This is a genomic window from Pseudomonas sp. SDO5532_S415, from assembly GCF_054071155.1.
Window position 1 is genome coordinate 1 of record NZ_JBSVWS010000083.1, and the last position, 25,307, is coordinate 25,307.

General features: G+C 61.6%; 19 protein-coding genes. 10 read left to right on the plus strand and 9 right to left on the minus strand.

The features are described from left to right. Nucleotides 1-50: 50 nt before the first annotated feature. The 3 genes from ACW9HW_RS18145 to ACW9HW_RS18155 are packed head-to-tail and all read right to left on the minus strand — an operon-like array spanning nt 51 to nt 2,426. Nucleotides 51-440, minus strand: coding sequence for a DNA polymerase III subunit chi (locus tag ACW9HW_RS18145; protein ID WP_095193762.1), 390 nt, complete (start codon nt 438-440; stop codon nt 51-53). An 8-nt stretch (nt 441-448) separates the two neighbouring features. Continuing rightward, a complete protein-coding gene (locus ACW9HW_RS18150) occupies nt 449-877 on the minus strand; it encodes a DNA polymerase III subunit chi (RefSeq protein WP_095193761.1) in 429 nt (142 codons plus the stop codon). Nucleotides 878-935: 58 nt separating this feature from the next. After that, the gene (locus ACW9HW_RS18155; protein WP_137804804.1) at nt 936-2,426 is read right to left on the minus strand and encodes a leucyl aminopeptidase; all 1,491 of its coding nucleotides are present in this window, start codon (nt 2,424-2,426) and stop codon (nt 936-938) included. Between the two features lie 396 nt (nt 2,427-2,822). Between ACW9HW_RS18155 and lptF the strand changes: the two genes are divergently transcribed. From lptF to pdxJ, 8 genes are all read left to right on the plus strand, one after another. Beyond that, nucleotides 2,823-3,941, plus strand: coding sequence for an LPS export ABC transporter permease LptF (gene lptF / locus ACW9HW_RS18160; protein WP_457401137.1), 1,119 nt, complete (start codon nt 2,823-2,825; stop codon nt 3,939-3,941). Further along, nucleotides 3,934-4,995, plus strand: coding sequence for an LPS export ABC transporter permease LptG (gene lptG / locus ACW9HW_RS18165; RefSeq protein ID WP_095193758.1), 1,062 nt, complete (start codon nt 3,934-3,936; stop codon nt 4,993-4,995). Before lptF ends, lptG begins: the two co-directional genes overlap by 8 nt. A 171-nt stretch (nt 4,996-5,166) precedes the next feature. After that, nucleotides 5,167-6,966 (plus strand): translation elongation factor 4, encoded by a 1,800-nt coding sequence (gene lepA / locus ACW9HW_RS18170; protein WP_008020289.1) that lies wholly within the window; start codon nt 5,167-5,169, stop codon nt 6,964-6,966. A gap of 5 nt (nt 6,967-6,971) precedes the next feature. Then, complete coding sequence (gene lepB / locus ACW9HW_RS18175) at nt 6,972-7,826, plus strand: signal peptidase I (protein ID WP_095193757.1); 855 nt, start codon at nt 6,972-6,974, stop codon at nt 7,824-7,826. A gap of 184 nt (nt 7,827-8,010) precedes the next feature. Then, entirely contained in the window at nt 8,011-8,700 is a 690-nt protein-coding gene (gene rnc, locus ACW9HW_RS18180) for a ribonuclease III (protein ID WP_095193756.1), read from the plus strand. Beyond that, entirely contained in the window at nt 8,693-9,595 is a 903-nt protein-coding gene (gene era, locus ACW9HW_RS18185; protein WP_007973959.1) for a GTPase Era, read from the plus strand. Before rnc ends, era begins: the two co-directional genes overlap by 8 nt. Nucleotides 9,596-9,797: 202 nt before the next feature. Beyond that, on the plus strand, nt 9,798-10,487 hold the full coding sequence (gene recO, locus ACW9HW_RS18190) for a DNA repair protein RecO (RefSeq protein ID WP_457401138.1): 690 nt from the start codon (nt 9,798-9,800) through the stop codon (nt 10,485-10,487). Between the two features lie 49 nt (nt 10,488-10,536). Further along, nucleotides 10,537-11,283 (plus strand): pyridoxine 5'-phosphate synthase, encoded by a 747-nt coding sequence (pdxJ, locus tag ACW9HW_RS18195; RefSeq protein ID WP_457401140.1) that lies wholly within the window; start codon nt 10,537-10,539, stop codon nt 11,281-11,283. 128 nt (nt 11,284-11,411) lie between these two features. On the opposite strand, the gene mltF is transcribed toward pdxJ, so the two are convergent. Then, nucleotides 11,412-12,872, minus strand: coding sequence for a membrane-bound lytic murein transglycosylase MltF (gene mltF, locus ACW9HW_RS18200; RefSeq protein WP_095193753.1), 1,461 nt, complete (start codon nt 12,870-12,872; stop codon nt 11,412-11,414). Nucleotides 12,873-13,158: 286 nt separating this feature from the next. Between mltF and purL the strand changes: the two genes are divergently transcribed. Both purL and ACW9HW_RS18210 read left to right on the plus strand, forming a co-directional pair. Continuing rightward, the gene (gene purL, locus ACW9HW_RS18205; protein ID WP_457401142.1) at nt 13,159-17,055 is read left to right on the plus strand and encodes a phosphoribosylformylglycinamidine synthase; all 3,897 of its coding nucleotides are present in this window, start codon (nt 13,159-13,161) and stop codon (nt 17,053-17,055) included. A gap of 20 nt (nt 17,056-17,075) precedes the next feature. Further along, a complete protein-coding gene (locus ACW9HW_RS18210) occupies nt 17,076-17,387 on the plus strand; it encodes a Nif3-like dinuclear metal center hexameric protein (protein ID WP_137804796.1) in 312 nt (103 codons plus the stop codon). 183 nt (nt 17,388-17,570) lie between these two features. Here ACW9HW_RS18210 and nagE read toward each other — a convergent pair whose 3' ends face one another. The 5 genes from nagE to ACW9HW_RS18235 form a co-directional block, all read right to left on the minus strand. Then, the gene (gene nagE, locus ACW9HW_RS18215; RefSeq protein ID WP_457401144.1) at nt 17,571-19,286 is read right to left on the minus strand and encodes an N-acetylglucosamine-specific PTS transporter subunit IIBC; all 1,716 of its coding nucleotides are present in this window, start codon (nt 19,284-19,286) and stop codon (nt 17,571-17,573) included. A gap of 30 nt (nt 19,287-19,316) precedes the next feature. Continuing rightward, the gene (ptsP, locus tag ACW9HW_RS18220; protein WP_457401145.1) at nt 19,317-21,833 is read right to left on the minus strand and encodes a phosphoenolpyruvate--protein phosphotransferase; all 2,517 of its coding nucleotides are present in this window, start codon (nt 21,831-21,833) and stop codon (nt 19,317-19,319) included. Nucleotides 21,834-21,988: 155 nt separating this feature from the next. Continuing rightward, complete coding sequence (locus ACW9HW_RS18225; protein WP_457401149.1) at nt 21,989-22,999, minus strand: SIS domain-containing protein; 1,011 nt, start codon at nt 22,997-22,999, stop codon at nt 21,989-21,991. Further along, a complete protein-coding gene (gene nagA, locus ACW9HW_RS18230) occupies nt 22,992-24,098 on the minus strand; it encodes an N-acetylglucosamine-6-phosphate deacetylase (RefSeq protein WP_457401147.1) in 1,107 nt (368 codons plus the stop codon). The genes ACW9HW_RS18225 and nagA overlap by 8 nt, the downstream gene beginning before the upstream one ends. A gap of 118 nt (nt 24,099-24,216) precedes the next feature. Further along, complete coding sequence (locus ACW9HW_RS18235; protein ID WP_095193746.1) at nt 24,217-24,948, minus strand: GntR family transcriptional regulator; 732 nt, start codon at nt 24,946-24,948, stop codon at nt 24,217-24,219. Nucleotides 24,949-25,307 lie beyond the last annotated feature (359 nt).

Consider the following 25,307-nt stretch of genomic DNA (forward strand, 5'->3'; position numbering starts at 1 on the left):
CAGCCCAGCGGGAGCAAGCTCCCTCGCCACAGAGTTGTTTGCAACGTGTCTCAATCGTTGTACTGACTCAACAACCGCTCAAGCCGCGCGCTGAGGCGGCGTTTGATTTCGGTTTCGATGTGCGGCGCGAAGTCGTCGATCACGTCTTGCATGATCAATTGCGCGGCGGCACGCAGTTCGGTGTCGAGGTACAGCAAGGCATCGGCGTTCTTGCTGTCATTCGGCGCCGGTTCCGCGGCGGGCTTGGGTGGTGTCGGCACGACAGTCGGTGCAGGTTCGCTGACGGTGTCGAACAACATGGGAATCTGTTCCTGGTCACCTTCTTCGACCGTATCGGTCAGCAGCGGTGGTTGCAGGTTGTCATCGCCGAGCAATTGGCGGATCGACTCAAGGTCGTCCAACAGATGCGCGGACTTTTGCAGCGGTTTTGGAGTGTCCATCGGAATGCTCAGAGTCGCTGTAAACGGTGATCTTGCAGAGGATAGCCCTGTTCGCGGTAGAAACGGAAACTCTCCCGCGCGGCCTGGCGGATCACCGGATCTTCGACCACCACTTCCGCCACGCGGGCGAAGCGTTGGGCAAAGGCCGGGACCTTCAGGTCCAGGTTGACCAGCAAATCCTGGTGCTGACCGCAGTCATCGCCAAAACCCAGCACGATCAAGCTGTCCGGTTCGCTTTCAGCGGGGCCGTGGGGCACGAAGCTTTCGCCCTTGAACGCCCACAGACGGGCATCGAGGTCGTCGCGCTGAGCCGCATCGCTGCAATGCAGGTAGACGCGGTGGCCCATGCGCCAGGCTTTTTCGGTGAGCTTGCAGGCGAAATCCAGGCGTGCCGAGGGATCGGCGCTGGGCAGGATATAGAAGTCGACTTTGGTCATTGCGGTTCCTGAGCCAGGGCGGCGTTACCCGAAGGTAACGCCCCCTGGATCATTGGTTTCAGGCTTTGGCGCGGTCCAGCAGGTATTGGGTCAGCAGGGGGACTGGACGGCCAGTGGCGCCCTTGTCCTTGCCGCCGCTGGTCCATGCGGTACCGGCGATATCCAGGTGAGCCCAATTCAGGTTCTTGGTGAAGCGCGACAGGAAGCACGCAGCGGTGATGGTGCCGGCTTTCGGGCCGCCGATGTTGGCGATGTCGGCGAACGGGCTGTCCAGTTGCTCCTGGTATTCATCGAACAGCGGCAGTTGCCAGGCGCGGTCGTCGGCAGCCTGGCCGGCGCTCAGCAGTTGGCCAATCAGTTCGTCGTTGTTGCCCAGCAGGCCCGACGTGTGGGAACCCAGTGCAACCACGCAGGCACCGGTCAGGGTGGCGATGTCGATCACCGCTTGCGGCTTGAAGCGCTCGGAGTAGGTCAGGGCATCGCACAGCACCAGACGGCCTTCGGCATCGGTGTTGAGGATTTCCACGGTCTGGCCGCTCATGGTGGTGACGATGTCGCCAGGACGCGAAGCGTTGCCACTCGGCATGTTCTCGGCGCAGGCCAGGATGCACACCAGGTTGATCGGTAGCTTCAGTTCGAGCACGGCACGCAACGTACCGAATACGCTGGCGGCGCCGCCCATGTCGTATTTCATTTCATCCATGCCGGCGCCCGGCTTGAGGCTGATGCCGCCGGTGTCGAAGGTGATGCCCTTGCCGACCAGTGCGTACGGCTTCTCGGATTTCTTGCCACCGTTGTACTGCATGACGATCAGGCGCGGCGGCTGGGCGCTGCCCTGGCCGACGGCGTAGAACGAGCCCATGCCCAGTGCCTTGATCTTCTTCTCGTCGAGGACTTCGACTTTCAGATCCTTGAACTCTTTGCCGAGGTTTTTCGCCTGCTCACCGAGGAAGGTCGGGTGGCAGATGTTCGGCGGCAAGTTGCCCAGGTTGCGGGTGAACGCCATGCCGTTGGCGATGGCGGTGGCGTGGGTCACGGCGCGTTGCACTTCAGCCTGGGCGGCCTTGATGGTCAGCAGGGTGATTTTCTTCAGGGCGCGCGGTTCGGCTTTCTGGCTTTTGAACTGGTCAAACTGATATTCGCCGTCCACCAGGGTTTCGGCCAGCAGGCGGGTCTTGCCGTAGCTGTCGCGGCCCTTGACCACGATTTCATCCAGGGCCAGTACAGCGTCACTGCCACCCAGGCCTTTAAGGGTGTTGAGTACGCCGGCGACGATTTTGCGAAACGGGCGGTCGCCCAGCTCTTCATCCTTGCCCACGCCCACCAGCAGCACACGCTCGGCTTTCAGGTTCGGCAGGCTGTGCAGCAACAGGCTCTGACCGACTTTGCCGGCCAGGTCGCCGCGCTTGAGGACAGCGCTGATTGCGCCGCCGCTGAGTTCGTCGAGTTGTCTGGCTGCAGCACCGAGCTTGCGGCCTTCACCGACGGCGACGACCAGCGTGGCGGTCTTCAACGTTTCCGGGTTAACGCTCTTTACAACCAGTTCCATGTCCGGGTCCCTGAATTGATGGTCAACTCGCAAGCGCTCGACAGCGGGTGTGCGTCGCTTGCTTATAAATATAGAAAGGCGCCGGGAGTGGCCGGCGACGAAGGCCGCAGTTTGAACCTCGCTGCCAGCGCCTGACAACCCTCGGTTGCACGAATGTAGGAGCGAGTTCGCTCGCGGTGAACCCGAGTGCGGCACGGGCTGTCAGAGATCCCGAGTTATCGTTGCCCAGCATCGCGAGCGAGCTCGCTCCTACAGGCGTTTCCCTGCATTGCGCAGTGACAGGCGCACCCAATCACAGGATAATGCGCCATCTTTTTTCGGCGGCTCTGCCTTGCGGGCTGTCTGATATGTTTGCTTGTTCGGCCGCCTTAGCCTGACAACCCTGGAGTGTCTGGTTTGATCGTCTTCCGTTATCTATCCCGCGAAGTCCTGTTGACCTTGAGCGCCGTCAGCGGCGTATTGCTGGTCATCATCATGAGCGGACGCTTCATCAAATACCTCGCCCAGGCGGCTTCGGGTCAACTGGATCCGGGCTCGCTGTTCCTGATCATGGGCTTTCGCCTGCCGGGGTTCCTGCAACTGATCCTGCCGCTGGGCCTGTTTCTCGGGATCCTGCTGTCCTACGGTCGTTTGTACCTCGAAAGCGAGATGACCGTGCTCTCTGCCACCGGCATGAGCCAGCAACGCCTGTTTCGCATGACCCTGTTCCCGGCCACGATCGTGGCGCTGGTGGTTGCCTGGTTGAGCCTGAGCCTGGCACCACAAGGCGCCAATCAGTTCCAGTTGCTGCTGAACAAGCAGGATGCCCTGACCGAGTTCGACACCCTGGAACCAGGCCGTTTCCAGGCCCTGCGCGACGGCACCCGGGTGACGTACACCGAGCAGTTGTCGGATGACCGCATCAACCTGGGTGGTGTGTTCATTTCGCAAAAGAACATCAGCTCCGACAAGAAAGATCGCGGTATCTCCGTGTTGGTAGCCGAAAAGGGTCGCCAGGAAATCCGTCCCGACGGCAATCGCTACCTGATCCTCGACAACGGCTACCGCTATGACGGTAACCCGGGGCAGGCCGATTACCGGGCGATCAAGTACGAAGAGTACGGCGTACTGCTACCCAAGCCGGATGTCAGCGATGAAGTGACCGATCGCGATGCCATGACCACCGCATCCTTGCTGGGCAGTGACGACATCCGTTCCCGTACCGAGCTGCAATGGCGACTGTCCCTGCCGTTGCTGGTGTTCATCGTGACCTTGATGGCGGTGCCGCTGTCGCGGGTCAATCCGCGCCAAGGCCGTTTCCTCAAGCTGCTGCCGGCGATTCTTCTTTATATGGCTTACCTGACCATCCTGATTGCCGCTCGCGGTGCCCTCGAAAAGGGCAAGATTCCACCGGCGCTGGGCCTGTGGTGGGTGCACGGGATCTTCCTGGCCATTGGCCTGGGCTTGCTCTATTGGGAGCCCTTGCGCTTGAAGATGGCGAGCCGCCGCGCCGCACTGGAGGTGGCCCGTGGTTAAGCTCGACCGCTACATCGGTAGCAGTGTGTTCATGGCCATCCTGGCGGTTTTGGGGATCATTCTCGGTCTGGCGACGTTGTTCGCGTTCATTGATGAGATGGGCGATGCTAGCGATACCTATACCCTGGTCGATATTCTGAGTTACGTGTTGCTGACCGCGCCGCGTCGTCTGTACGACATGCTGCCGATGGCCGCGCTGATCGGCTGCCTGATCGGTCTCGGCAGCCTGGCCAGCAACAGCGAACTGACCATCATGCGCGCGGCCGGCGTATCGGTCGGACGGATCGTCTGGGCGGTGATGAAGCCGATGCTGGTGCTGATGGTGGTAGGCGTGTTGATTGGCGAGTATGTCGCGCCGGCAACCGAAAGCACCGCACAGGCCAACCGTTCGCTGGCCCAGGGCAGCGGCGATTCTCAAAGCGCCAAGCACGGCCTGTGGCACCGCCAGGGCGACGAGTTCATCCACGTCAACTCCGTGCAACCCAACGGCCTGCTGTATGGCGTGACCCGCTATCGCTTCGATGATCAGCGTCGCATCCTGTCGTCCAGCTTCGCCAAGCGGGCAGCGTTCGACACGGACCACTGGCAGTTGAGCGACGTCACCACCACGCTGTTCCATGAAAAGAGCACTGAAGTGGTCAGCATCCCGGTCGAACGCTGGGACGTGGCATTGAGCCCGCAACTGCTGAGCACGGTGGTGATGGCGCCCGATTCGCTGTCGATCACCGGCCTGTGGGGTTACATCCACTACCTGGCGGACCAGGGGCTGAGCAACGGCCGTTACTGGCTGGCATTTTGGGTCAAGGTGTTGCAGCCGCTGGTCACTGCCGCTCTGGTGCTGATGGCGATTTCCTTCATCTTCGGCCCGTTGCGCTCGGTGACCCTCGGTCAGCGGGTGTTTACCGGTGTGCTGGTGGGCTTCACCTTCCGCATTGCCCAGGATTTGCTGGGGCCTTCGAGCCTGGTGTTCGGTTTCTCGCCGCTGTTTGCGGTGCTGGTGCCGGCGAGTGTCTGCGCCCTGGCGGGGCTCTGGCTGTTGCGTCGCGCCGGTTGATGGCGGGGTATTTCCCGCTTCACGCGTCATGAAAAACGCCCCTGTCGCAAGATCGGGGCGTTTTTGTACGCGCCGTCTGACCTGCGAACGTGACGCTTGCGTCGTGGATCAGGTACAATTCCCGGCTATTTTTCGGCGGGCTATGCCTGCAGCCTTTTTGAGTGTTGATCCGTGAGTGATTTGAGTCATATCCGCAATTTCTCCATCATCGCCCACATTGACCATGGCAAGTCGACGCTGGCCGATCGCTTCATCCAGATGTGCGGCGGCCTGGCCGAGCGTGAAATGGAAGCCCAGGTGCTGGATTCCATGGACCTTGAACGCGAGCGCGGGATCACCATCAAGGCTCACAGCGTCACTCTGTATTACAAGGCCAAAGATGGTATCAACTACCAGCTGAACTTCATTGACACCCCCGGTCACGTTGACTTCACCTACGAAGTCAGCCGCTCGCTGGCGGCCTGCGAAGGTGCGCTGCTGGTGGTCGATGCCGGTCAGGGTGTGGAAGCTCAATCGGTAGCCAACTGCTACACGGCGATCGAGCAGGGCCTGGAAGTGATGCCGGTGCTGAACAAGATCGACCTGCCACAGGCCGATCCGGAGCGCGTCAAGGAAGAAATCGAAAAAATCATCGGCATCGATGCCACCGACGCGGTCACCTGCTCTGCCAAGACCGGTCTGGGCGTCGATGAAGTACTCGAGCGCCTGGTCACCACCATCCCGGCGCCGACCGGCAATATCGAAGATCCGCTGCAAGCGTTGATCATCGACTCCTGGTTCGACAATTACCTGGGCGTTGTCTCGCTGGTTCGCGTTCGCCACGGCCGCGTGAAGAAGGGCGACAAGATCCTGGTCAAGTCCACCGGCAAGATCCACCTGGTGGACAGCGTCGGTGTATTCAACCCGAAACACACCCCTACCGCCGACCTGAAAGCCGGTGAAGTGGGCTTCATCATCGCCAGCATCAAGGACATTCACGGTGCGCCAGTGGGCGATACCCTGACCTTGAGCTCGACGCCGGACGTCGATGTGCTGCCGGGGTTCAAACGCATCCAGCCGCAGGTTTACGCCGGCTTGTTCCCGGTGAGCTCCGACGATTTCGAAGATTTCCGCGAGGCGCTGCAAAAGCTCACCCTCAACGATTCGTCGCTGCAGTACACCCCGGAAAGCTCGGATGCACTGGGCTTCGGCTTCCGTTGCGGCTTCCTCGGCATGTTGCACATGGAAATCATCCAGGAGCGCCTCGAGCGCGAATACAACCTGGACCTGATCACCACGGCGCCGACGGTAATCTTTGAGCTGCTGCTCAAGACCGGCGAGACGATCTACGTCGATAACCCGTCCAAGCTGCCGGACCTGTCTGCCATCGAAGACATGCGCGAGCCTATCGTGCGCGCCAATATCCTTGTGCCGCAAGAGCACCTGGGTAACGTCATTACCCTGTGCATCGAGAAGCGTGGCGTACAGGTCGATATGCTGTTCCTCGGCTCCCAGGTGCAAGTGACCTACGACCTGCCGATGAACGAAGTGGTGCTGGACTTCTTTGACCGTCTGAAATCCACCAGTCGCGGCTATGCTTCTCTGGACTACCATTTCGATCGTTACCAATCGGCTAGCCTGGTGAAGCTGGACGTGCTGATCAACGGCGACAAGGTCGACGCCCTGGCGCTGATCGTGCACCGTGACAACTCGCACTACAAAGGTCGCCAGTTGACCGAGAAGATGAAAGACCTGATTCCGCGGCAGATGTTCGACGTGGCAATCCAGGCCGCCATTGGCGGTCAGATTGTGGCGCGTACAACCGTCAAGGCACTCAGAAAGAACGTATTGGCCAAATGCTACGGTGGTGACGTCAGCCGTAAGAAAAAGCTGCTGGAAAAGCAAAAGGCCGGTAAAAAACGCATGAAGCAGGTCGGTAACGTGGAAATTCCACAAGAAGCCTTCCTTGCGGTGCTCAGGTTGGATAGCTAGGTCCTATGTCACTAAATTTCCCGCTGTTGCTGGTCATCGCCGTGTTCGTCTGCGGCCTGTTGGCGTTGCTCGATGTGCTGTTCCTGGCGCCGCGTCGGCGGGCCGCCATTGCCTCCTATGAGGGCAGCGTCAGCCAGCCTGACATGGTGGTGGTCGAGAAACTGAACAAGGAGCCGTTGCTGGTCGAGTACGGCAAATCGTTCTTCCCGGTGTTGTTCATCGTGCTGGTGCTGCGTTCGTTCCTGGTGGAACCGTTCCAGATTCCGTCCGGCTCGATGAAGCCGACCCTGGATGTCGGCGACTTCATTCTGGTGAGCAAGTTTTCCTACGGGATCCGCCTGCCGGTGATCGACAAGAAAGTCATCGAAGTCGGTGAGCCACAACGCGGTGATGTGATGGTGTTTCGCTACCCGAGCGATCCGAACGTCAACTACATCAAGCGTGTCGTTGGCTTGCCGGGTGATCAGGTTCGTTACACCGCCGACAAGCGTCTGTTCGTCAACGGTGAGTCGATTGCCGAGCAACTGGTCGGCTCAGAGCCGGGCACGCTGGGCAGCGCCGAGCTCTACAAGGAAAAACTCGGTGTCGCCGAGCACATGATCCGCAAGGAAATGAGTCGCTACCGCGCAACGCCGGACCGTTCGTGGACCGTGCCTGCCGGGCACTACTTCATGATGGGCGACAACCGCGACAACTCGAACGACAGTCGCTACTGGGATGATCCGAGCATTCCCAAGGATCTGCTGGGCATGGTTCCCGACAAGAATATCGTCGGCAAGGCCTTTGCAGTCTGGATGAGCTGGCCGGAACCCAAACTCAGTCACCTGCCGAATTTCTCGCGGGTTGGCCTGATCCAGTAATCAAACACGGCGCTGTTGAACACAGCGCCGAATGCATTTCTGGAGTCGACAGATTCGGCGCCGGAAGCATGAAGCCAATGATATTCAGGACGTTATTTTTGAACACAGCGTTAATTGTCCCAAGCCTGCGCCGACTTTCGGCGATGGCGGTGGAATCCAACCACGAACTCAGCGTGGGTAAACCGTGAGCGTCTCTTTAAGCCGTCTCGAGCGTCAGCTCGGTTACACCTTCAAGGATCAGGAGCTGATGGTCCTGGCCCTGACTCACCGCAGCTTTGCCGGGCGTAACAACGAGCGCCTGGAATTCCTCGGTGACGCCATCCTCAACTTCGTCGCCGGCGAGGCGCTGTTCGATCGCTTCCCGTTGGCCCGCGAAGGCCAGTTGTCGCGTTTGCGCGCGCGTCTGGTGAAAGGTGAGACCCTGGCCGTGCTGGCCCGTGGTTTCGATCTGGGCGAATACCTGCGCCTGGGTTCGGGCGAGCTGAAAAGTGGCGGTTTCCGTCGCGAGTCGATCCTGGCCGATGCGCTTGAAGCGCTGATCGGAGCGATCTACCTGGACGCCGGCATTGAGGTGGCACGCGAGCGCGTACTGGCCTGGCTGGCCGGCGAGTTCGAAGGCCTGACGCTGGTCGACACCAACAAGGATCCGAAAACCCGCCTGCAGGAATTTCTGCAGTCCCGTGGTTGTGAGCTGCCGCGTTACGAAGTGGTGGATATCCAGGGTGAACCGCATTGCCGGACGTTCTTCGTCGAATGCGAGATCATCCTATTGAATGAAAAAAGCCGAGGTCAGGGTGTGAGCCGTCGTATTGCCGAACAGGTAGCGGCCGCCGCAGCACTGATTGCCCTGGGTGTGGAGAATGGCAATGACTGATACAAACGCAACTCGCTGTGGCTATGTTGCCATCGTCGGCCGTCCGAACGTGGGCAAGTCCACGTTGCTGAACCACATCCTGGGTCAGAAGCTGGCGATCACCTCGCGCAAACCGCAAACCACCCGTCACAACATGCTCGGCATCAAGACCGAAGGCGACGTGCAGGCGATCTACGTCGACACGCCCGGCATGCACAAGGGTGGCGAGAAAGCCCTGAACCGCTACATGAACAAGACCGCTTCGGCAGCGTTGAAAGACGTCGACGTGGTGATCTTCGTGGTTGACCGCACCAAGTGGACCGAAGAAGACCAGATGGTCCTCGAACGCGTGCAGTACGTGACCGGCCCGCTGATCGTTGCCCTGAACAAGACCGACCGCATCGAGGACAAGGCCGAGTTGATGCCGCACCTGTCCTGGTTGCAGGAACAGCTGCCGAACGCACAGATCATCCCTATCTCGGCTCAGCACGGGCACAACCTCGATGCGCTGGAGCGGGTGATTGCCGAGCATCTGCCGGAAAACGATCACTTCTTCCCGGAAGACCAGATCACCGACCGCAGCAGCCGCTTCCTTGCTGCCGAGCTGGTGCGTGAAAAAATCATGCGTCAGATGGGCGCCGAGCTGCCGTACCAGATCACCGTCGAAATCGAAGAGTTCAAGCAGCAGGGCAAAACCCTGCACATTCATGCCTTGATCCTCGTCGAGCGTGATGGCCAGAAGAAAATCATCATTGGCGACAAGGGCGAGCGCATCAAGCGCATCGGTACTGAAGCGCGCAAGGACATGGAGCTGCTGTTCGACTCCAAGATCATGCTTAACCTTTGGGTGAAGGTTAAGGGTGGCTGGTCCGACGACGAGCGTGCGCTGCGTTCGCTGGGCTACGGCGACCTGTAAATCGCCCAGCAGCACACCGATTCAATTGTGGGAGCGAGCTTTTGTGGCGAGGGAGCTTGCTCCCGCTCGGCTGCGAAGCAGTCGTAAATCCTGGCATCGCGTTTTTACCTGAAACACTGAGTAGCATGGTTTTGGGGCCGCTTCGCATCCCAGCGGGAGCAAGCTCCCTCGCCACAGTGGATCTCCAGAGATTCGGAAACTGATGTCATCCAGCCCGCCAATCGGCCAACCCGCCTACGTCCTCCACAGTCGCGCCTACCGCGAAAGCAGTGCCCTGGTGGACTTCCTCACGCCGCAAGGCCGGCTGCGGGCAGTGCTGCGCAGTGCGCGGGGCAAGGCGGGGACACTGGCACGGCCGTTCGTGCCGCTGGAAGTCGAGTTTCGCGGTCGTGGCGAGCTGAAAAATGTCGGGCGCATGGAAAGTGCCGGCGTGTCCACCTGGCTCAATGGCGAGGCGCTGTTCAGTGGCCTGTATCTCAACGAACTGCTGATTCGCCTGCTGCCCGCCGAAGACCCTCATCCCGGCGTATTCGAGCATTACGCCGCGACCTTGCTGGCCCTGGCCGAAGGGCGACCATTGGAACCCTTGCTGCGCTCCTTCGAATGGCGGCTGCTCGACGACCTCGGTTACGGCTTTGCTCTCAATGCCGACATGCATGGCGACCCCATCGCCCCGGACGGTCTTTATCGCTTGCAAGTGGATGCCGGGCTGGAACGGGTCTATCTGCTGCAACCGGGTCTGTTCAATGGCGTCGAGTTGCTGGCCATGGCCGAGGCCGACTGGTCCGCCCCCGGCGCCTTGTCCGCCGCCAAGCGCCTGATGCGTCAGGCGCTGGCTGTTCACCTTGGCGGTCGCCCCTTGGTTAGCCGTGAGCTGTTTCGCAAGCCGTAGTCTCCCCGTATGCTGTGCACCGAACTTTCTCTTCTTCTGGAGCGCTTCCGTGACCACCAGCACCCGCATTCTTCTTGGCGTGAACATCGACCACGTTGCCACCCTGCGTCAGGCCCGGGGCACACGCTACCCGGACCCGGTCAAGGCAGCACTGGATGCGGAAGAGGCGGGCGCTGACGGTATTACCGTTCACCTGCGTGAAGACCGCCGGCACATTCAGGAGCGCGACGTGCTGCTGCTCAAGGACGTGCTGCAAACCCGCATGAACTTCGAAATGGGCGTCACCGAAGAAATGATGGCGTTTGCCGAGCGTATTCGTCCGGCGCACATCTGCCTGGTACCGGAAACCCGTCAGGAGCTGACGACCGAAGGTGGTCTGGATGTGGCGGGGCAGGAAGCGCGGATCAAGGCTGCTGTGGAGCGCCTGTCGAGGATCGGCGCTGAAGTATCACTGTTTATCGATGCCGATGAGCGGCAGATCGAAGCTTCGCGCCGTGTCGGTGCCCCGGCCATCGAGCTGCACACTGGGCGTTATGCCGACGCCGAGACGCCCACCGACGTGGCCGAAGAGCTCAAGCGTGTCGCGGACGGTGTGGCGTTTGGCCTGGCCCAGGGGCTGATCGTCAATGCCGGCCACGGTCTGCATTACCACAACGTCGAAGCCGTTGCCGCGATCAAGGGTATCAACGAACTGAACATCGGCCATGCGCTGGTGGCTCATGCGTTGTTTGTCGGCTTCAAGTCGGCTGTTTCGGAGATGAAGGCGCTGATTCTGACGGCTGCACTGAAAGGCTGAAGGTGAGCGTAAAACCAATGTGGGAGCCAGCCTGCTGGCGATGACGGAGTGTCAGTCAACAAAGATGTTGAATGATGCACCGCTATCGCCAGCAGGCTGGCTCCCACATTTGATTGAAGGTGTCGGGATCAGAGGGGGGCTGGCTCCTGCGCCGGCTTGGTCTTGTCGATTCCCGGCACATGCAATTTGCCCTCGGCCACCTGATCGCCTTCTAGCTGCGGCTGCGTGACCCAGGTCAGGATGTCGTAGTAGCGGCGGATGTTCGCCACGAAGTGCACCGGCTCACCGCCTCGGGCGTAGCCGTATCGGGTTTTGCTGTACCACTTCTTCTCGGACAGGCGCGGCAGGATCTTTTTCACGTCCAGCCACTTGTCCGGATTCAGACCCTCCTTGGCCGCCAGTTTGCGCGCGTCATCCAGATGACCGCCGCCAACGTTGTAGGCCGCCAGGGCGAACCAGGTGCGATCCGGTTCCTTGATCGAGTCGTCCAACTGATCTTTCACGTAGGCCAGGTACTTGGCGCCGCCCATGATGCTTTGCTTGGGGTCAAGGCGGTTGGACACACCCATGGCCTGCGCGGTGTTCTGGGTCAGCATCATCAGGCCGCGCACCCCGGTCTTGGAGGTCACGGCCGGTTGCCACAGGGATTCCTGATACCCGACCGCCGCCAACAGGCGCCAGTCGACTTTCTCTTTCTTGGCGTACGCCTTGAAGTGCTGTTCGTATTTGGGCAGACGCTGCTGCAAGTGTTGGGCAAACGTGGTGGCGCCCATGTAGCCAAGGACGTCGACATGCCCGTAGTAGCGGTCCTTGAGGCGTTGCAGCGTGCCGTTTTTCTTGACCTTGTCGAGGTAGTCGTTGATTTCGTTAAGCAGGCTGTTGTCGTCGCCGGCGGCCACCGCCCAGCTCTGGTTGTTGGCATCACCCAGGTCAAAGGCGACCCGGATATTGGTGAAATACACCTGGTTCATCGCGACTTCGTTGGAGTCGACCAGCGTCAGGTCGACCTGACCCTCGTCCACCATGCGCAGGAGATCAACGACCTCGACCGCGTCGGACTCTTCGTATTCGATGCCGGGAAATTTCTTTTTCAGCTGCGCCAGTTGCTCGGCGTGGGTGCTGCCCTTGAGCACCATGATCTTCTTGCCCACCAGATCTTTCGCGTCGGTCGGACGCGACTGGCCGTTGCGGTAGATGATCTGTGGGGTGACTTCCAGATAAGAGTGGGAAAACCGCACCTGCTTCTTGCGTTCCTCACTGCTGACCAGGCCGGCAGCCGCCAGAACCGGGCCGTTGGGCTTGCCCACCTGATTGAACAGGTCGTCGAGGTTGTCGGCGGTCTCGATTTTCAGCTCGACCCCCAGATCGTCGGCGAAGCGCTTCACCAGCTCGTATTCGAAGCCGGTTTCACCGTTGCGATCCTGAAAGTAGGTGGCGGGGCTGTTACGGGTAACCACCCGCAGCACACCATCCTCCTTTACGCGCTCCAGCGTGTTGGGTTTATCAACACAGCCACTGAGCATCAGGAAGAGTCCGGTTGCGATCAGCCATTTGGCGTACCGCGGACGCAAAGCCGTTGGGGAAAACATTTGCGCAGTATACGCAAAGGACCACGAGCGCCATATCTCGACAGCAAAGGGCTAGTCTGCTAGGGCAGGGAAAACCGCTGTGAAGCCCGCAGGAATGGGCTCTGGCGACATTTTGTGACAGTAAAAATATCCCGTCACAATCGACCCGATCAACGCTGGCGACCGGTCCGCAAAGCCGGGCCGACGCCCGGGTGCAACCGCGTGTAGCGTTTCGGGTGATGTCGCGGGCTGTTTAGGCTAGAATGCACGGCCTCAAAGCACACCCCTTCCCGAGGCTGTCCCGAAGATGTTGATCCTGCGCGGCGCTCCTGCCCTTTCTGCCTTTCGCCACAGCAAACTCCTTGAGCAACTGAGCCAAAAGGTCCCGGCTGTCAGTGGCCTGTATGCTGAATTCGCTCACTTCGCCGAAGTCACCGGCGTCCTGACCGGCGACGAACAGCAGGTGCTCGCGCGCCTTCTGAAGTACGGTCCAAGCGTTCCGGTCCAGGAGCCGACCGGTCGTCTGTTCCTGGTGCTGCCGCGTTTCGGCACCATCTCGCCGTGGTCGAGCAAGGCCAGCGACATCGCTCGCAACTGCGGCCTGACCAAGATCCAGCGTCTGGAGCGCGGCATCGCCTTCTATGTAGCCGGCCAGTTCAGCGACGCTGACGCCCAGCTTATTGCTGAAGGGCTGCACGACCGCATGACCCAGATCGTCCTGGGCAACCTGGAACAAGCCGCCGGCCTGTTCAGCCACGCCGAACCCAAGCCCCTGACCGCGATCGACGTGTTGGGTGGCGGCCGCGCCGCGCTGGAAAAAGCCAACACCGAGCTGGGCCTGGCCCTGGCCGAAGACGAGATCGATTACCTGGTCAACGCCTTCGTCGGCTTGAAGCGCAACCCGCATGACATCGAACTGATGATGTTCGCCCAGGCGAACTCCGAGCACTGCCGTCACAAGATCTTCAACGCCAGTTGGGACATCGACGGCCAGAGCCAGGAAAAAAGCCTGTTCGGCATGATCAAGAACACCTACCAGATGCACAACGAAGGCGTGCTGTCGGCTTACAAGGACAACGCTTCGGTGATCGTCGGTTCCGTCGCCGGGCGTTTCTTCCCGGATCCTGAAACCCGCCAGTACGGCGCGGTGCAGGAACCGGTGCACATCCTGATGAAAGTCGAGACTCACAACCACCCGACCGCGATTGCCCCGTTCCCGGGCGCATCCACCGGTTCCGGTGGCGAGATCCGTGACGAAGGCGCGACCGGTCGTGGCGCCAAGCCGAAAGCCGGCCTGACCGGTTTCACCGTGTCCAACCTGCAGATCCCGGGTTTCGAACAGCCGTGGGAAGTGCCGTACGGCAAGCCCGAGCGCATCGTCACCGCACTGGACATCATGATCGAAGGCCCGCTGGGCGGCGCTGCGTTCAACAACGAATTCGGCCGTCCGGCGCTGACCGGTTACTTCCGTACTTTCGAACAGTCCATCACCACGCCTCATGGTGATGAAGTTCGCGGTTACCACAAGCCGATCATGCTGGCCGGCGGCATGGGCAACATCCGTGAAGAACACGTCCAGAAAGGCGAGATCGTCGTCGGCTCCAAGCTGATCGTGCTCGGCGGCCCGGCGATGCTGATCGGCCTGGGCGGCGGCGCGGCTTCCTCCATGGCTACCGGCACCAGCTCGGCGGACCTGGACTTCGCTTCGGTACAACGCGAAAACCCGGAAATGGAGCGTCGCTGCCAGGAAGTCATCGACCGTTGCTGGCAACTGGGTGACAAGAACCCGATCAGCTTCATCCACGACGTGGGCGCGGGCGGTCTGTCCAACGCCTTCCCGGAACTGGTCAACGACGGCGACCGTGGTGGCCGTTTCGAACTGCGCAACATTCCAAACGACGAGCCGGGCATGGCCCCGCACGAAATCTGGAGCAACGAATCCCAGGAACGTTACGTGCTGGCTGTCGGCCCGGCTGACTTCGAGCGCTTCAAGGCGATCTGCGAACGCGAGCGTTGCCCGTTCGCCGTGGTCGGCGAAGCCACTGCCGAGCCGCAGCTTACTGTAACGGATAGCCACTTCGGCAACAGCCCGGTGGACATGCCGCTGGAAGTGCTGCTGGGCAAGGCTCCGCGCATGCACCGTTCGGTGGTTCGTGAAAACGAGCTGGGCGACGATTTCGATCCGTCGAACCTGAACATCGCCGACTGCGTCCAGCGCGTTCTGCATCACCCGGCCGTGGCGAGCAAAAGCTTCCTGATCACCATCGGCGACCGCACCATCACCGGCCTTGTTGCCCGTGATCAGATGGTCGGCCCGTGGCAGGTTCCGGTGGCCGACGTTGCCGTCACCGCCACCAGCTTCGACGTCTACACCGGTGAAGCCATGGCCATGGGCGAGCGTACTCCGCTGGCGCTGCTGGACGCTCCGGCGTCGGGTCGCATGGCCATCGGCGAAACCCTGACCAACATCGCGGCTTCGCGCATCGGCAAGATCTCCGACATCAAGCTGTCGGCGAACTGGATGTCCGCCGCCGGTCACCCGGGTGAAGACGCGCGTCTGTACGACACCGTCAAAGCAGTCGGCATGGAGCTGTGCCCTGAGCTGGGTATCACCATTCCGGTGGGCAAGGACTCGATGTCCATGGCCACCCGCTGGAACGATGACGGCGTCGACAAGGCGGTGACTTCGCCAATGTCGCTGATCGTGACCGGTTTCGCGCCAGTGACTGACATCCGTCAGACCCTGACCCCGCAACTGCGCATGGACAAGGGCACCACCGACCTGATCCTGATCGACCTGGGCCGCGGCCAGAACCGCATGGGTGCCTCGATCCTTGCCCAGGTTCACGGCAAGCTCGGCAAGCAGGCGCCGGACGTCGATGACGCCGAAGACCTGAAAGCTTTCTTCGCCGTGATCCAGGGCCTCAACGCCGATGGTCACCTGTTGGCTTACCACGACCGTTCCGACGGTGGTCTGTTGACCAGCGCCGTGGAAATGGCCTTCGCCGGTCACTGCGGCCTGAGCCTGAACCTCGACGGCGTGGCGGAAACCTCGGCGGACATCGCCGCGATCCTGTTCAACGAAGAACTGGGCGCCGTGATCCAGGTTCGCCAGGACGCTACCCCGGACATCCTCGCGCAGTTCAGCGCTGCCGGTCTGGGCGAGTGCGTGTCGGTGATCGGTCAGCCGATCAACAACGGCGAAATCAGCATCACCTTCAATGGCGACACCGTATTCGAAGGCCAGCGTCGTCTGCTGCAACGCCAGTGGGCCGAAACCAGCTACCAGATCCAGCGTCTGCGTGACAACGCCGACTGCGCCGATCAGGAATTCGACGTGCTGCTGGAAGAGGACAACCCGGGCCTGAGCGTCAAGCTCAGCTACGACGTCAACCAGGATGTCGCCGCGCCTTACATCAAGAAAGGCATTCGTCCACAGGTTGCCGTATTGCGTGAGCAGGGCGTCAACGGTCAGGTGGAAATGGCGGCGGCGTTCGACCGTGCCGGTTTCAACGCGATCGACGTGCACATGAGCGACATTCTGGCCGGCCGTGTCGACCTGAACGAGTTCAAGGGCCTGGTGGCGTGCGGTGGTTTCTCCTACGGCGACGTACTGGGTGCCGGTGAAGGCTGGGCCAAGTCGGCGCTGTTCAACAGCCGTGCCCGCGATGCGTTCCAGGGCTTCTTCGAACGTAACGACAGCTTCACCCTCGGCGTGTGCAACGGTTGCCAGATGATGTCCAACCTGCACGAGCTGATCCCGGGCAGCGAGTTCTGGCCGCACTTCGTGCGTAACCGTTCCGAGCAGTTCGAAGCCCGTGTCGCGATGGTACAGATCCAGGAATCGAACTCGATCTTCCTGCAAGGCATGGCCGGTTCGCGTATGCCGATCGCCATCGCCCACGGTGAAGGCCATGCCGAGTTCGCCAGCGAAGAAGCACTGCTGGAAGCCGATCTGTCCGGTTGCGTGGCTATGCGTTTCGTCGACAACCACGGCAAGGTCACCGAAAGCTACCCGGCCAACCCGAACGGCTCGCCGCGCGGGATCACCGGTTTGACCAGTCGCGACGGTCGCGTGACCATCATGATGCCGCACCCGGAGCGCGTGTTCCGTGCCGTGCAGAACTCGTGGCGTTCGGAAGACTGGAACGAAGACGCACCTTGGATGCGTATGTTCCGTAATGCTCGAGTCTGGGTAAATTAAGAGCGGGTGAACTGAAGGCTATGCATAAGCTTTCCTTTTTTGTTCCCGACAGTCATGTCGACGTGGTCAAAAGTGCCGTATTCGCCGCCGGTGGCGGGCGGATCGGTGCTTACGACCACTGTGCGTGGCAAGTGCTGGGGCTTGGCCAGTTTCGACCACTGGACGGCAGTCAGCCGTTCATTGGTGAAGCGGGGCAAGTCGAGCAGGTCGAGGAATGGAAGGTTGAGCTGGTGGTGGCCGATGAGTTGATTCGCTCGGTGGTGGCGGCTCTGAAACAGAGCCATCCCTATGAGACACCGGCGTATGAGGTGTGGCGGTTGGAGGATTTCTGATCTTCCGGGCTACCAAAAAGAAAACCCGCTGAAGTGATTTCAGCGGGTTTTTTATTGTCCAGGATTTGCGGTGCGATTTAGGGTCTCTTCGCGAGCAGGCTCGCTCCCACAATGGATCTGCGTACACCGAACCACTGTGGGAGCGAGCCTGCTCGCGAATGCGATTCTTCAGGCACCGAGGATCTAAACCTTGGCACTCACTTCACTGCGATTGACCAACGCTTCCAGCGCCTCACTCAGGCTTGCGGCCCTGTCACCCACCAACAGATGCCAGATGCCGCCCTCAAGCTGACTGACCCCCTGACAACCCAGCACCTTCAAATCGCACTCCGACAATGCCTTGCCATCGGCCAGTTGCAGGCGAATCCGGGTCATGGCCACGCAGTTCAGTTGCAGCACATTGTCGCCACCACCCAAGGCATTCAGCCATTGCCGGGCTTCGGGCGCCGCCATGGCGGCGGGTGGCGGTGCGTCGACCGTCGCAGCCGGGGTGGAGATCACCGCGCGCCCCAATGCTGGCATCGCCAGGCGAATCTCATCGGCAATGCTGTCGGCCATCGGCCCGACCACCACCTGCAAGCTGCCGCCCTTGCCCGGCCGTACCACGGCCATGGCACCCAGCGCTTTCAAGTCCGCATCCGACGCTTTGTTGCGATCCACCATGTCCAGTCGCAGACGTGTGGTGCAGGCGCCGACGGTGATCAGGTTCTCGGCACCACCCAAGGCCTTGATGTAGGCCCCGGCACGGTCGCTTTCAGCCACGGCAGTCTTTTCGGTCGCGGCGCTGTCTTCCCGGCCTGGTGTCTTGAGGTTGAAACGGCGAATGCAGTAATCGAACACCAGGTAGTAGATCAGCGCATAGACCAGGCCTACCGGCACCACCCGCCAGCCATTGGTGGATTTGCCCCAGCCGAGGATCATGTCGATGAAGCCGCCGGAAAAGGTGAAGCCGAGGTGGATGTTCAGCAGGTTGGTGACGGCCATGGACAGGCCGGTCAGCAGCGCGTGCAGCAGGAACAACAGCGGTGCGAGGAACATGAAGGCGAATTCGATGGGTTCGGTGACGCCGGTCAGGAATGAGGTCAGGGCCATCGACAGGAAAATCCCGCCCATGATTTTGCGTCGCTCCGGCAGGGCATTGCGGTACATCGCCAGGCAGGCGGCGGGCAGGCCGAAGAGCATCACCGGGAACATGCCGGTCATGAACTGGCCACCTTTCGGGTCGCCGGCAAAGTAGCGCGATATATCGCCGGTCACCAGGGCGCCCGTGGTCGGGTCGGTGAAGTTACCGAACACGAACCAGGCCATGTTGTTGATGATGTGGTGCAGGCCGGTGACGATCAGCAGGCGGTTGAGCACACCGAAAATGAACGCACCGATGCTGCCGCTCTCCAGCAGCAACGCGCCGAAGCCGTTGATGCCGTGCTGGACCGGCGGCCAGATCAGGCCGAACACAACACCCAGGCCTACCGCACTGAAACCGGTGACAATCGGTACGAAACGCCGGCCGCCGAAGAATGCCAGGTACTCCGGCAACTTGATGTCCTTGAACCGGTTGTACAGCGCGCCGGCCATCAAGCCGCTGATGATCCCGGCGAGCATGCCCATGTTGATGCTCGCATCCAGCACTTTGAGCGTGGACACCATCACCAGATAACCAATGGCTCCGGCCAGGCCGGCCGTGCCGTTGTTGTCCTTGGCGAACCCGACGGCGATGCCGATGGCGAAGATCAGTGCCAGGTTGGCGAAAATCACCTGGCCGGCATCGTGGATGATCGCGATGTTCAACAGGTCCGTGTCGCCCAGGCGCAGCAGCAGGCCGGCAATCGGCAGGATTGCGATCGGCAGCATCAGCGCCCGGCCGAGGCGCTGAAGGCCTTCGATGAAGTATTGGTACATGGCGGTTCTCCCTGGATTTTTTGTTGTTCTTTAGCTCAGAGGCCAATGCTGGTGACAGGCATGACGTACTGCCGAGGCGCTGCTCAGCTTGAGCAGGTCCTGGCTGATGCGACGGCATTCGCGGGCGTCGAGGTGGCGTACGCGATCCTTGATTTCACCGATCTGCACCGGGCTCACCGACAGTTCTCTCACGCCCAGCCCGATCAGCACCGGCGTGGCCAGCGGATCGGAGGCCAGCGCGCCACAAACCCCGACCCAGCGCTTGTGCTGCGCCGCACCGGCACAGGTCTGGGCGATCAAGCGCAGCAGCGCCGGGTGCAGGGCGTCGACCCTTGAGGCGAGGCCAGCATGATCGCGGTCCATGGCCAGGGTGTATTGCGACAAATCGTTGGTGCCGATGGACAGGAAGTCCGCGTGTTCGGCCAGTTGCTCGGCCAGCAGTGCGGCGGCCGGGACTTCGATCATCACCCCCAGCTCCGGGCGCTCGCTCAAGCCCAGCTCGATGCACAAGGCGTCGAGGCGCTGGCGGATGTGCAGCAGTTCGTCGACTTCGGTGACCATCGGCAACAGGATTCGGCAACGGGACAACGGCGTGACATGCAGCAGCGCACGCAGTTGCTGGTCGAGCAGTTCCGGGCGGGCCTGGGCCAGGCGAATGCCGCGCAGGCCGAGCACCGGGTTCGCTTCGGCGGGCAAGGGCAGATAGTCGAGTTGCTTGTCGCCGCCGACGTCGATGGTGCGGATGATCACCGACTTGTCGCTCATGGCATCGAGGACCGCTTGATAGGCGCGATGTTGCTCCTGTTCGTCCGGCGCGGTATTGCGGTCGACAAACAGAAACTCGGTGCGCAACAGGCCGACGCCATCTGCGCCATTGGCCAAGGCATCCGCGGCTTCGGCGCTGGAGGCGACGTTGGCGGCGACTTCGATGCGCTGGCCATCCTGGGTTTGCGCCGGGCTGTGCGCCTGGGTCTGTTGCTCGGCGCGGCGTTTCTGATGATCAAGCTGCGCCTGATGCACCTCAGCCAGGCGTTCGGCGCTTGGCATCAGTTCGAGACGACCACCGTCCGCGTCCAGCACGACCGCCTGGCCCTGTTCCTGATCCAGCAGCGATGAGCCCAGCGCGACCAGGCACGGCAAGCCTTTACCCCGGGCGAGAATCGCCACATGGGACGTCGCGCCACCTTCGGCCATGCACAACCCGGCGACACCTTGCTGGGTCAGTTGCAGCAGATCGGACGGGGTCAGCTCGTGAGCGGCGACGATGGCGCCGGGCGGTACGTCGTAATGCCAGGCTTCACCAAGCAGGGCGCGCAGCACCCGTTGCTTGAGGTCGCGCAGGTCGTTGGCGCGTTCAGCCAACAGCGAACTGCCCAGTTGCTGGAGCACGTCGCACTGCACGTCGATCGATTGGGCCCAGGCGTGGGTAGCCGCCGTGCCGTGGTCGATGGACAGATGGGCCGCGTCCAGCAATGCCGGGTCTTCCAGTAACGCCAGGTGGGCGGCGAAGATGGCTTCTTCGTCAGTATTCTTGTGTTTTCTGGCCTGGGCCAGGGTGCCGGCGATTTCACTGCGGACCTGGCTCAGTGCGCAATCGAGGGTTTGCCGTTGTTGCGCCGGATCGTTGTGCCCGGCATCCGCAGGCAGGCTGATGGCGTTCAAGCGCAACAGTGGCCCGCCGACCAGCCCCGCAGAGGCGCAGACGCCATGCAACACGCCGGCTTCAGCCACGCGGTTGCGTTGTATCATCGGTGTCGGGGCCACGGCGTGATGTTCTTCGGGCAGTGCCGTGGACAGCGCGGTCAACAAGGCTTGCAGTGCGGCTTCGGCGTCCGTGCCCTGGCAACTGACTTGCACTTCGTCCTGCTCGCCGATGGCCAAGCCCATCAGGCCGATCAGGCTGTCGCATTTCGCCGATTTACCGGCGAAATGCAGCTGCGATTTGCTCTTGAAACCCTGGGCGGTCTGCCGAATCAATGCAGCTGGCCGCGCATGCAAACCGCCACGGTGGGCGATGCGGATGTGGCCGACCATTTCTTCGCCGGCCAGCTCCACGTCCGCCTGCGCGCCCGCGCCATGGCGGCGGATGATGTGCAGCAGCGGCTCGCCGACTTTCACTGATTTGAGGGTGATGGGACGGGCCTGAAAGTCCTGGCTGTTGGTGAGGATCAGCAGGCTGACCAGGCTTTTGCACTGTTGCGCGACCTGGTCCTGATCGTAGCGCAGCAACGGCTGGCCGTTGGCAACCCGTGCGCCTTCCTGAACCAGCATCGAAAAGCCCCGGCCTTGCAGTTCGACCGTGTCGAGGCCCAGGTGCAGCAGCAGTTCGGCACCGTTGTCGGCCCGCAGGGTCACGGCGTGGCCCGTGCGCGCGACGTGTACCACCACACCGGCGCACGGCGCGTGCAGGGTGTCGTTCAACGGGTCGATGGCGATCCCGTCGCCCATGGCGCCGCTGGCAAACACCGCATCCGGGACTTTGGCGAGTGTGAGCACCGGGCCGCTGAGCGGGGCGCTGAGGGTCAGCTCTTTATTGTTGTTGTGCATGGCTCGGTCTCATTGAAAACAGAATTCGGATCGTTTCGCTCCCCCTGTGGGAGCGAGCCTGCTCGCGAAGAACCTGAGAACAACGCGTTCATTCAGGAAACCCGCGTTATCGTTAGCGTCCATCGCGAGCAGGCTCGCCCCACAGGGCGTTGCCTTTAATGGGTGCGCGTCACTTTGCTCAGGTGCCGCGGCTGGTCCGGGTCCATGCCGCGTGCAACCGCCAGCCCGGCGGCCATCACATAAAAACTCTGGATCGCCAGGATCGGATCGAGAGCCGGGTGTTCGGCGCGGGTCAGGGTCAGGTCGCGCTCGCTCACGTCATCCGGCGCCGCCAGCAATACCCGTGCACCGCGCTGACGCATGTCCGCCGCCAGGCTCAGCAGGCCGGCTTGTTCGGCACCGCGTGGGGCGAAAATCAGCAAGGGGTAGTGCTCGTCGATCAGCGCCATGGGGCCGTGGCGGACTTCGGCGCTGCTGAAGGCTTCGGCCTGAATCGCCGAGGTCTCCTTGAATTTGAGCGCCGCCTCCTGAGCGATGGCGAAACCGGCGCCACGGCCGATCACCATCAAGCGCTGGCAATCGCGCAGGGCCTCGATAGCGGGGCTCCAGTCCTGCCGCGCGGCATCGCGCAAGCCTTCGGGCAAGGCGAGGCCGGCTTCGAGCAGTTCGGCATCTTCTTTCCAGTGACCGATCAACCGGGCGCTGGCGCTGAGCGTGGCGATGAAACTCTTGGTCGCGGCGACGCTGCTTTCAGTGCCGGCCAGCAGCGGCAGGCTGAATTCACAGGCGGCCTCCAGTGGCGAGTCGACGGCGTTGACCATCGAGATGCTAAGCGCGCCGCGTTTGCGCAACAGGCGCAGGCTGTTGACCAGGTCCGGGCTCTGCCCCGATTGCGAAAAGGCGAACACCACCTGACCGCTGACTTTCAACGGTGCCTGCTGCATGGTCACCACCGACATCGGCAGCGATGCCACCGGGATGCCCAGCCACTGCATGGTCAGGTAGGCGAAATAACTGGCGGCGTGGTCGGAACTGCCACGGGCCACGGTCATGGCCACTTGCGGCGGCTGGCGACGCAGGCGGCCGGCGATCTCGATCATCGGTGAGTCGAGTTGCTGCAGTTGGGCTTGCACGGCCTCGAACGAGGACAGCGCCTCTTCAAGCATTTTTGAAGTCAATGTCTTCTCCTTCGACCATGACGGCGGTCAGTTTCAGTGAGCGATCCAGCCGCACGCAGTCGGCCCAGGCACCCGTTTGCAGGCGCCCGCGCTCGGTGAGGCCGAGGTAATCGGCGGGAAATTGCGACAGGCGTTGCGAGGCCTCGGTGATCGGCAAACCGATCTTCACCAGATTGCGCAGGGCCTGATCCATGGTCAGGGTGCTGCCGGCCAGGGTGCCGTCGGGCAGGCGCACGCCGCCCAGGCATTTGGTCACGGTGTGGCTGCCGAGCTTGTATTCGCCGTCGGGCATGCCCGCTGCGGCGGTCGAGTCGGTCACGCAATACAGGCACGGGATCGAGCGCAGGGCCACGCGCATCGCGCCGGGGTGCACGTGCAGCAAGTCCGGGATCAGTTCGGCATATTGGGCGTGGGCCAGCGCCGCGCCGACGATGCCCGGCTCGCGGTGATGCAACGGACTCATGGCGTTGTAGAGGTGAGTGAAACTGGTGGCACCGGCTTCCAGCGCGGCGACGCCTTCTTCGTAACTGCCGAGGGTATGGCCGATCTGCATGCGTACACCGCGGGCGCTAAGGGCGCGGATCAGCGCGTCGTGGCCGGCAATTTCCGGGGCGATGGTGATGACGTGAATCGGCGCCAGGGCCAGGTATTGCTCGACTTCGGCCATCATCGCGGTGTGGGCGAAGTTCGGTTGCGCGCCGAGTTTGCCGGGATTGATGTAGGGGCCTTCGAGGTGCACGCCCAGCACCCGGGCGCTGCCCTTGGGTCGATCCAGACAGAACTCGCCGACGGCTTTGAGCACCCTGGTGATTTCCTCGCTCGGCGCGGTCATGGTGGTGGCCAGCAGCGAGGTGGTGCCGAAACGCACATGAGTCCGGGTGATGGTTTCGAAAGCGGGCGCGCCTTCCATGATGTCCTTGCCGCCTCCACCGTGAACGTGCAGGTCGATGAAACCCGGCAGCAGATAGGGCAGGTCGTTGTCCGCCGGATCGCAGGGCACGCCTTCGATGGACACGACCTTGCCGTGTTCGTGGACCAGCCGGCCGCGAACCCAGCCGTCGGCGGTGAGGATGTTGTCTTCGGACATGAATCGGTTCTCGGTTGATCGATCAGCGAGGTGGCTTTCTATCGAGGAAGCGCTTCATCGACGAAGCTCTTCATCTACGGAGCTCTTCATCTACGGAGCTCTTCATCGACGGAGCTCTTCATCTACGAAGCTCTGCGACAAAATCGTAGTAATCATTGCGGCAATAGGTGTCGGTGACTTCGATGGGCGTGTTGTCTTCGAGGTAGCCGACCCGGGTCATCAGCAACATGGCGGTGCCGGGGGCGATGCCTACCAGCGCGGCGAACTCGTCCGAGGCGTTGATGGCCTGTATGTGCTGCAAGGCGCGCACGACAGGTTTGCCAATGCCATCGAGGTATTCGTAAAGGGAATCGCCCACTGCCTGCGGTTTGGGAATGATCGAGGCGGGCAGGGTGCTCATCTCGATGGCCATCACCGTGTCGTCGGCCTTGCGCAGGCGTTTCATGCGCGCCACCTTGTCGTTGGGCGACAGGCCGAGGCGGATCAGTTCTTCGTGGGTCGGCAGGGTGATTTCCCGCTCCAGCCATTGCGAACCGGGAACAAACCCCTTGAGGCGCAACATTTCGCTGAAGCCCGACAGGCGCGACAGCGGTTGTTCCAGGCGTGGGGTAATGAACGTGCCGGAACCCTGGTTGCGACGGATCAGGCCCTGTTCGAGCAACACTTCCAGTGCCTTGCGTGCGGTGACGCGGGATATGCCCAGCATTTCGCTGAGGTTGCGTTCCGACGGCATTGCCTGCTCGGCTTTCCACTGGCCGGCATGGATCGCCGCTTCCAGGTTGCGCGCCAGTTGCAGGTACAACGGCGTGGGCTGGGTGTCGTCAGGGCGCAGGGCGTGTAGGTCATTCATGTAGGTTTGGTCCGATGCGGATGTAGGATTGTTGTCGCTCGGTTGTGGGTGAAACCTAATACCACTTGAATACCATGTCAACGCAGTGTCCTGGCTTAAGGCGTGGAGAAACCGGCCTGTTCAGGTGCTTTGGGAGGGGGTTGGTTTGAAGTGGTATTAGGGGTGGGAATTTTGAACGCAAAGATCGCAGCCTTCGGCAGCGCCCACGGGTGGAAGTGGTATCTGCCCTGTAGGCGCTGCCGAAGGCTGCGATTTTTTGAATTTTTTTTTGATCCCGACCGAAGGTAGCGGTCAGAGGATGATCATTGTGGCGAGGGAGCTTGCTCCCGCTGGGGCGCGAAGCGGCCCTAAAAACAGAG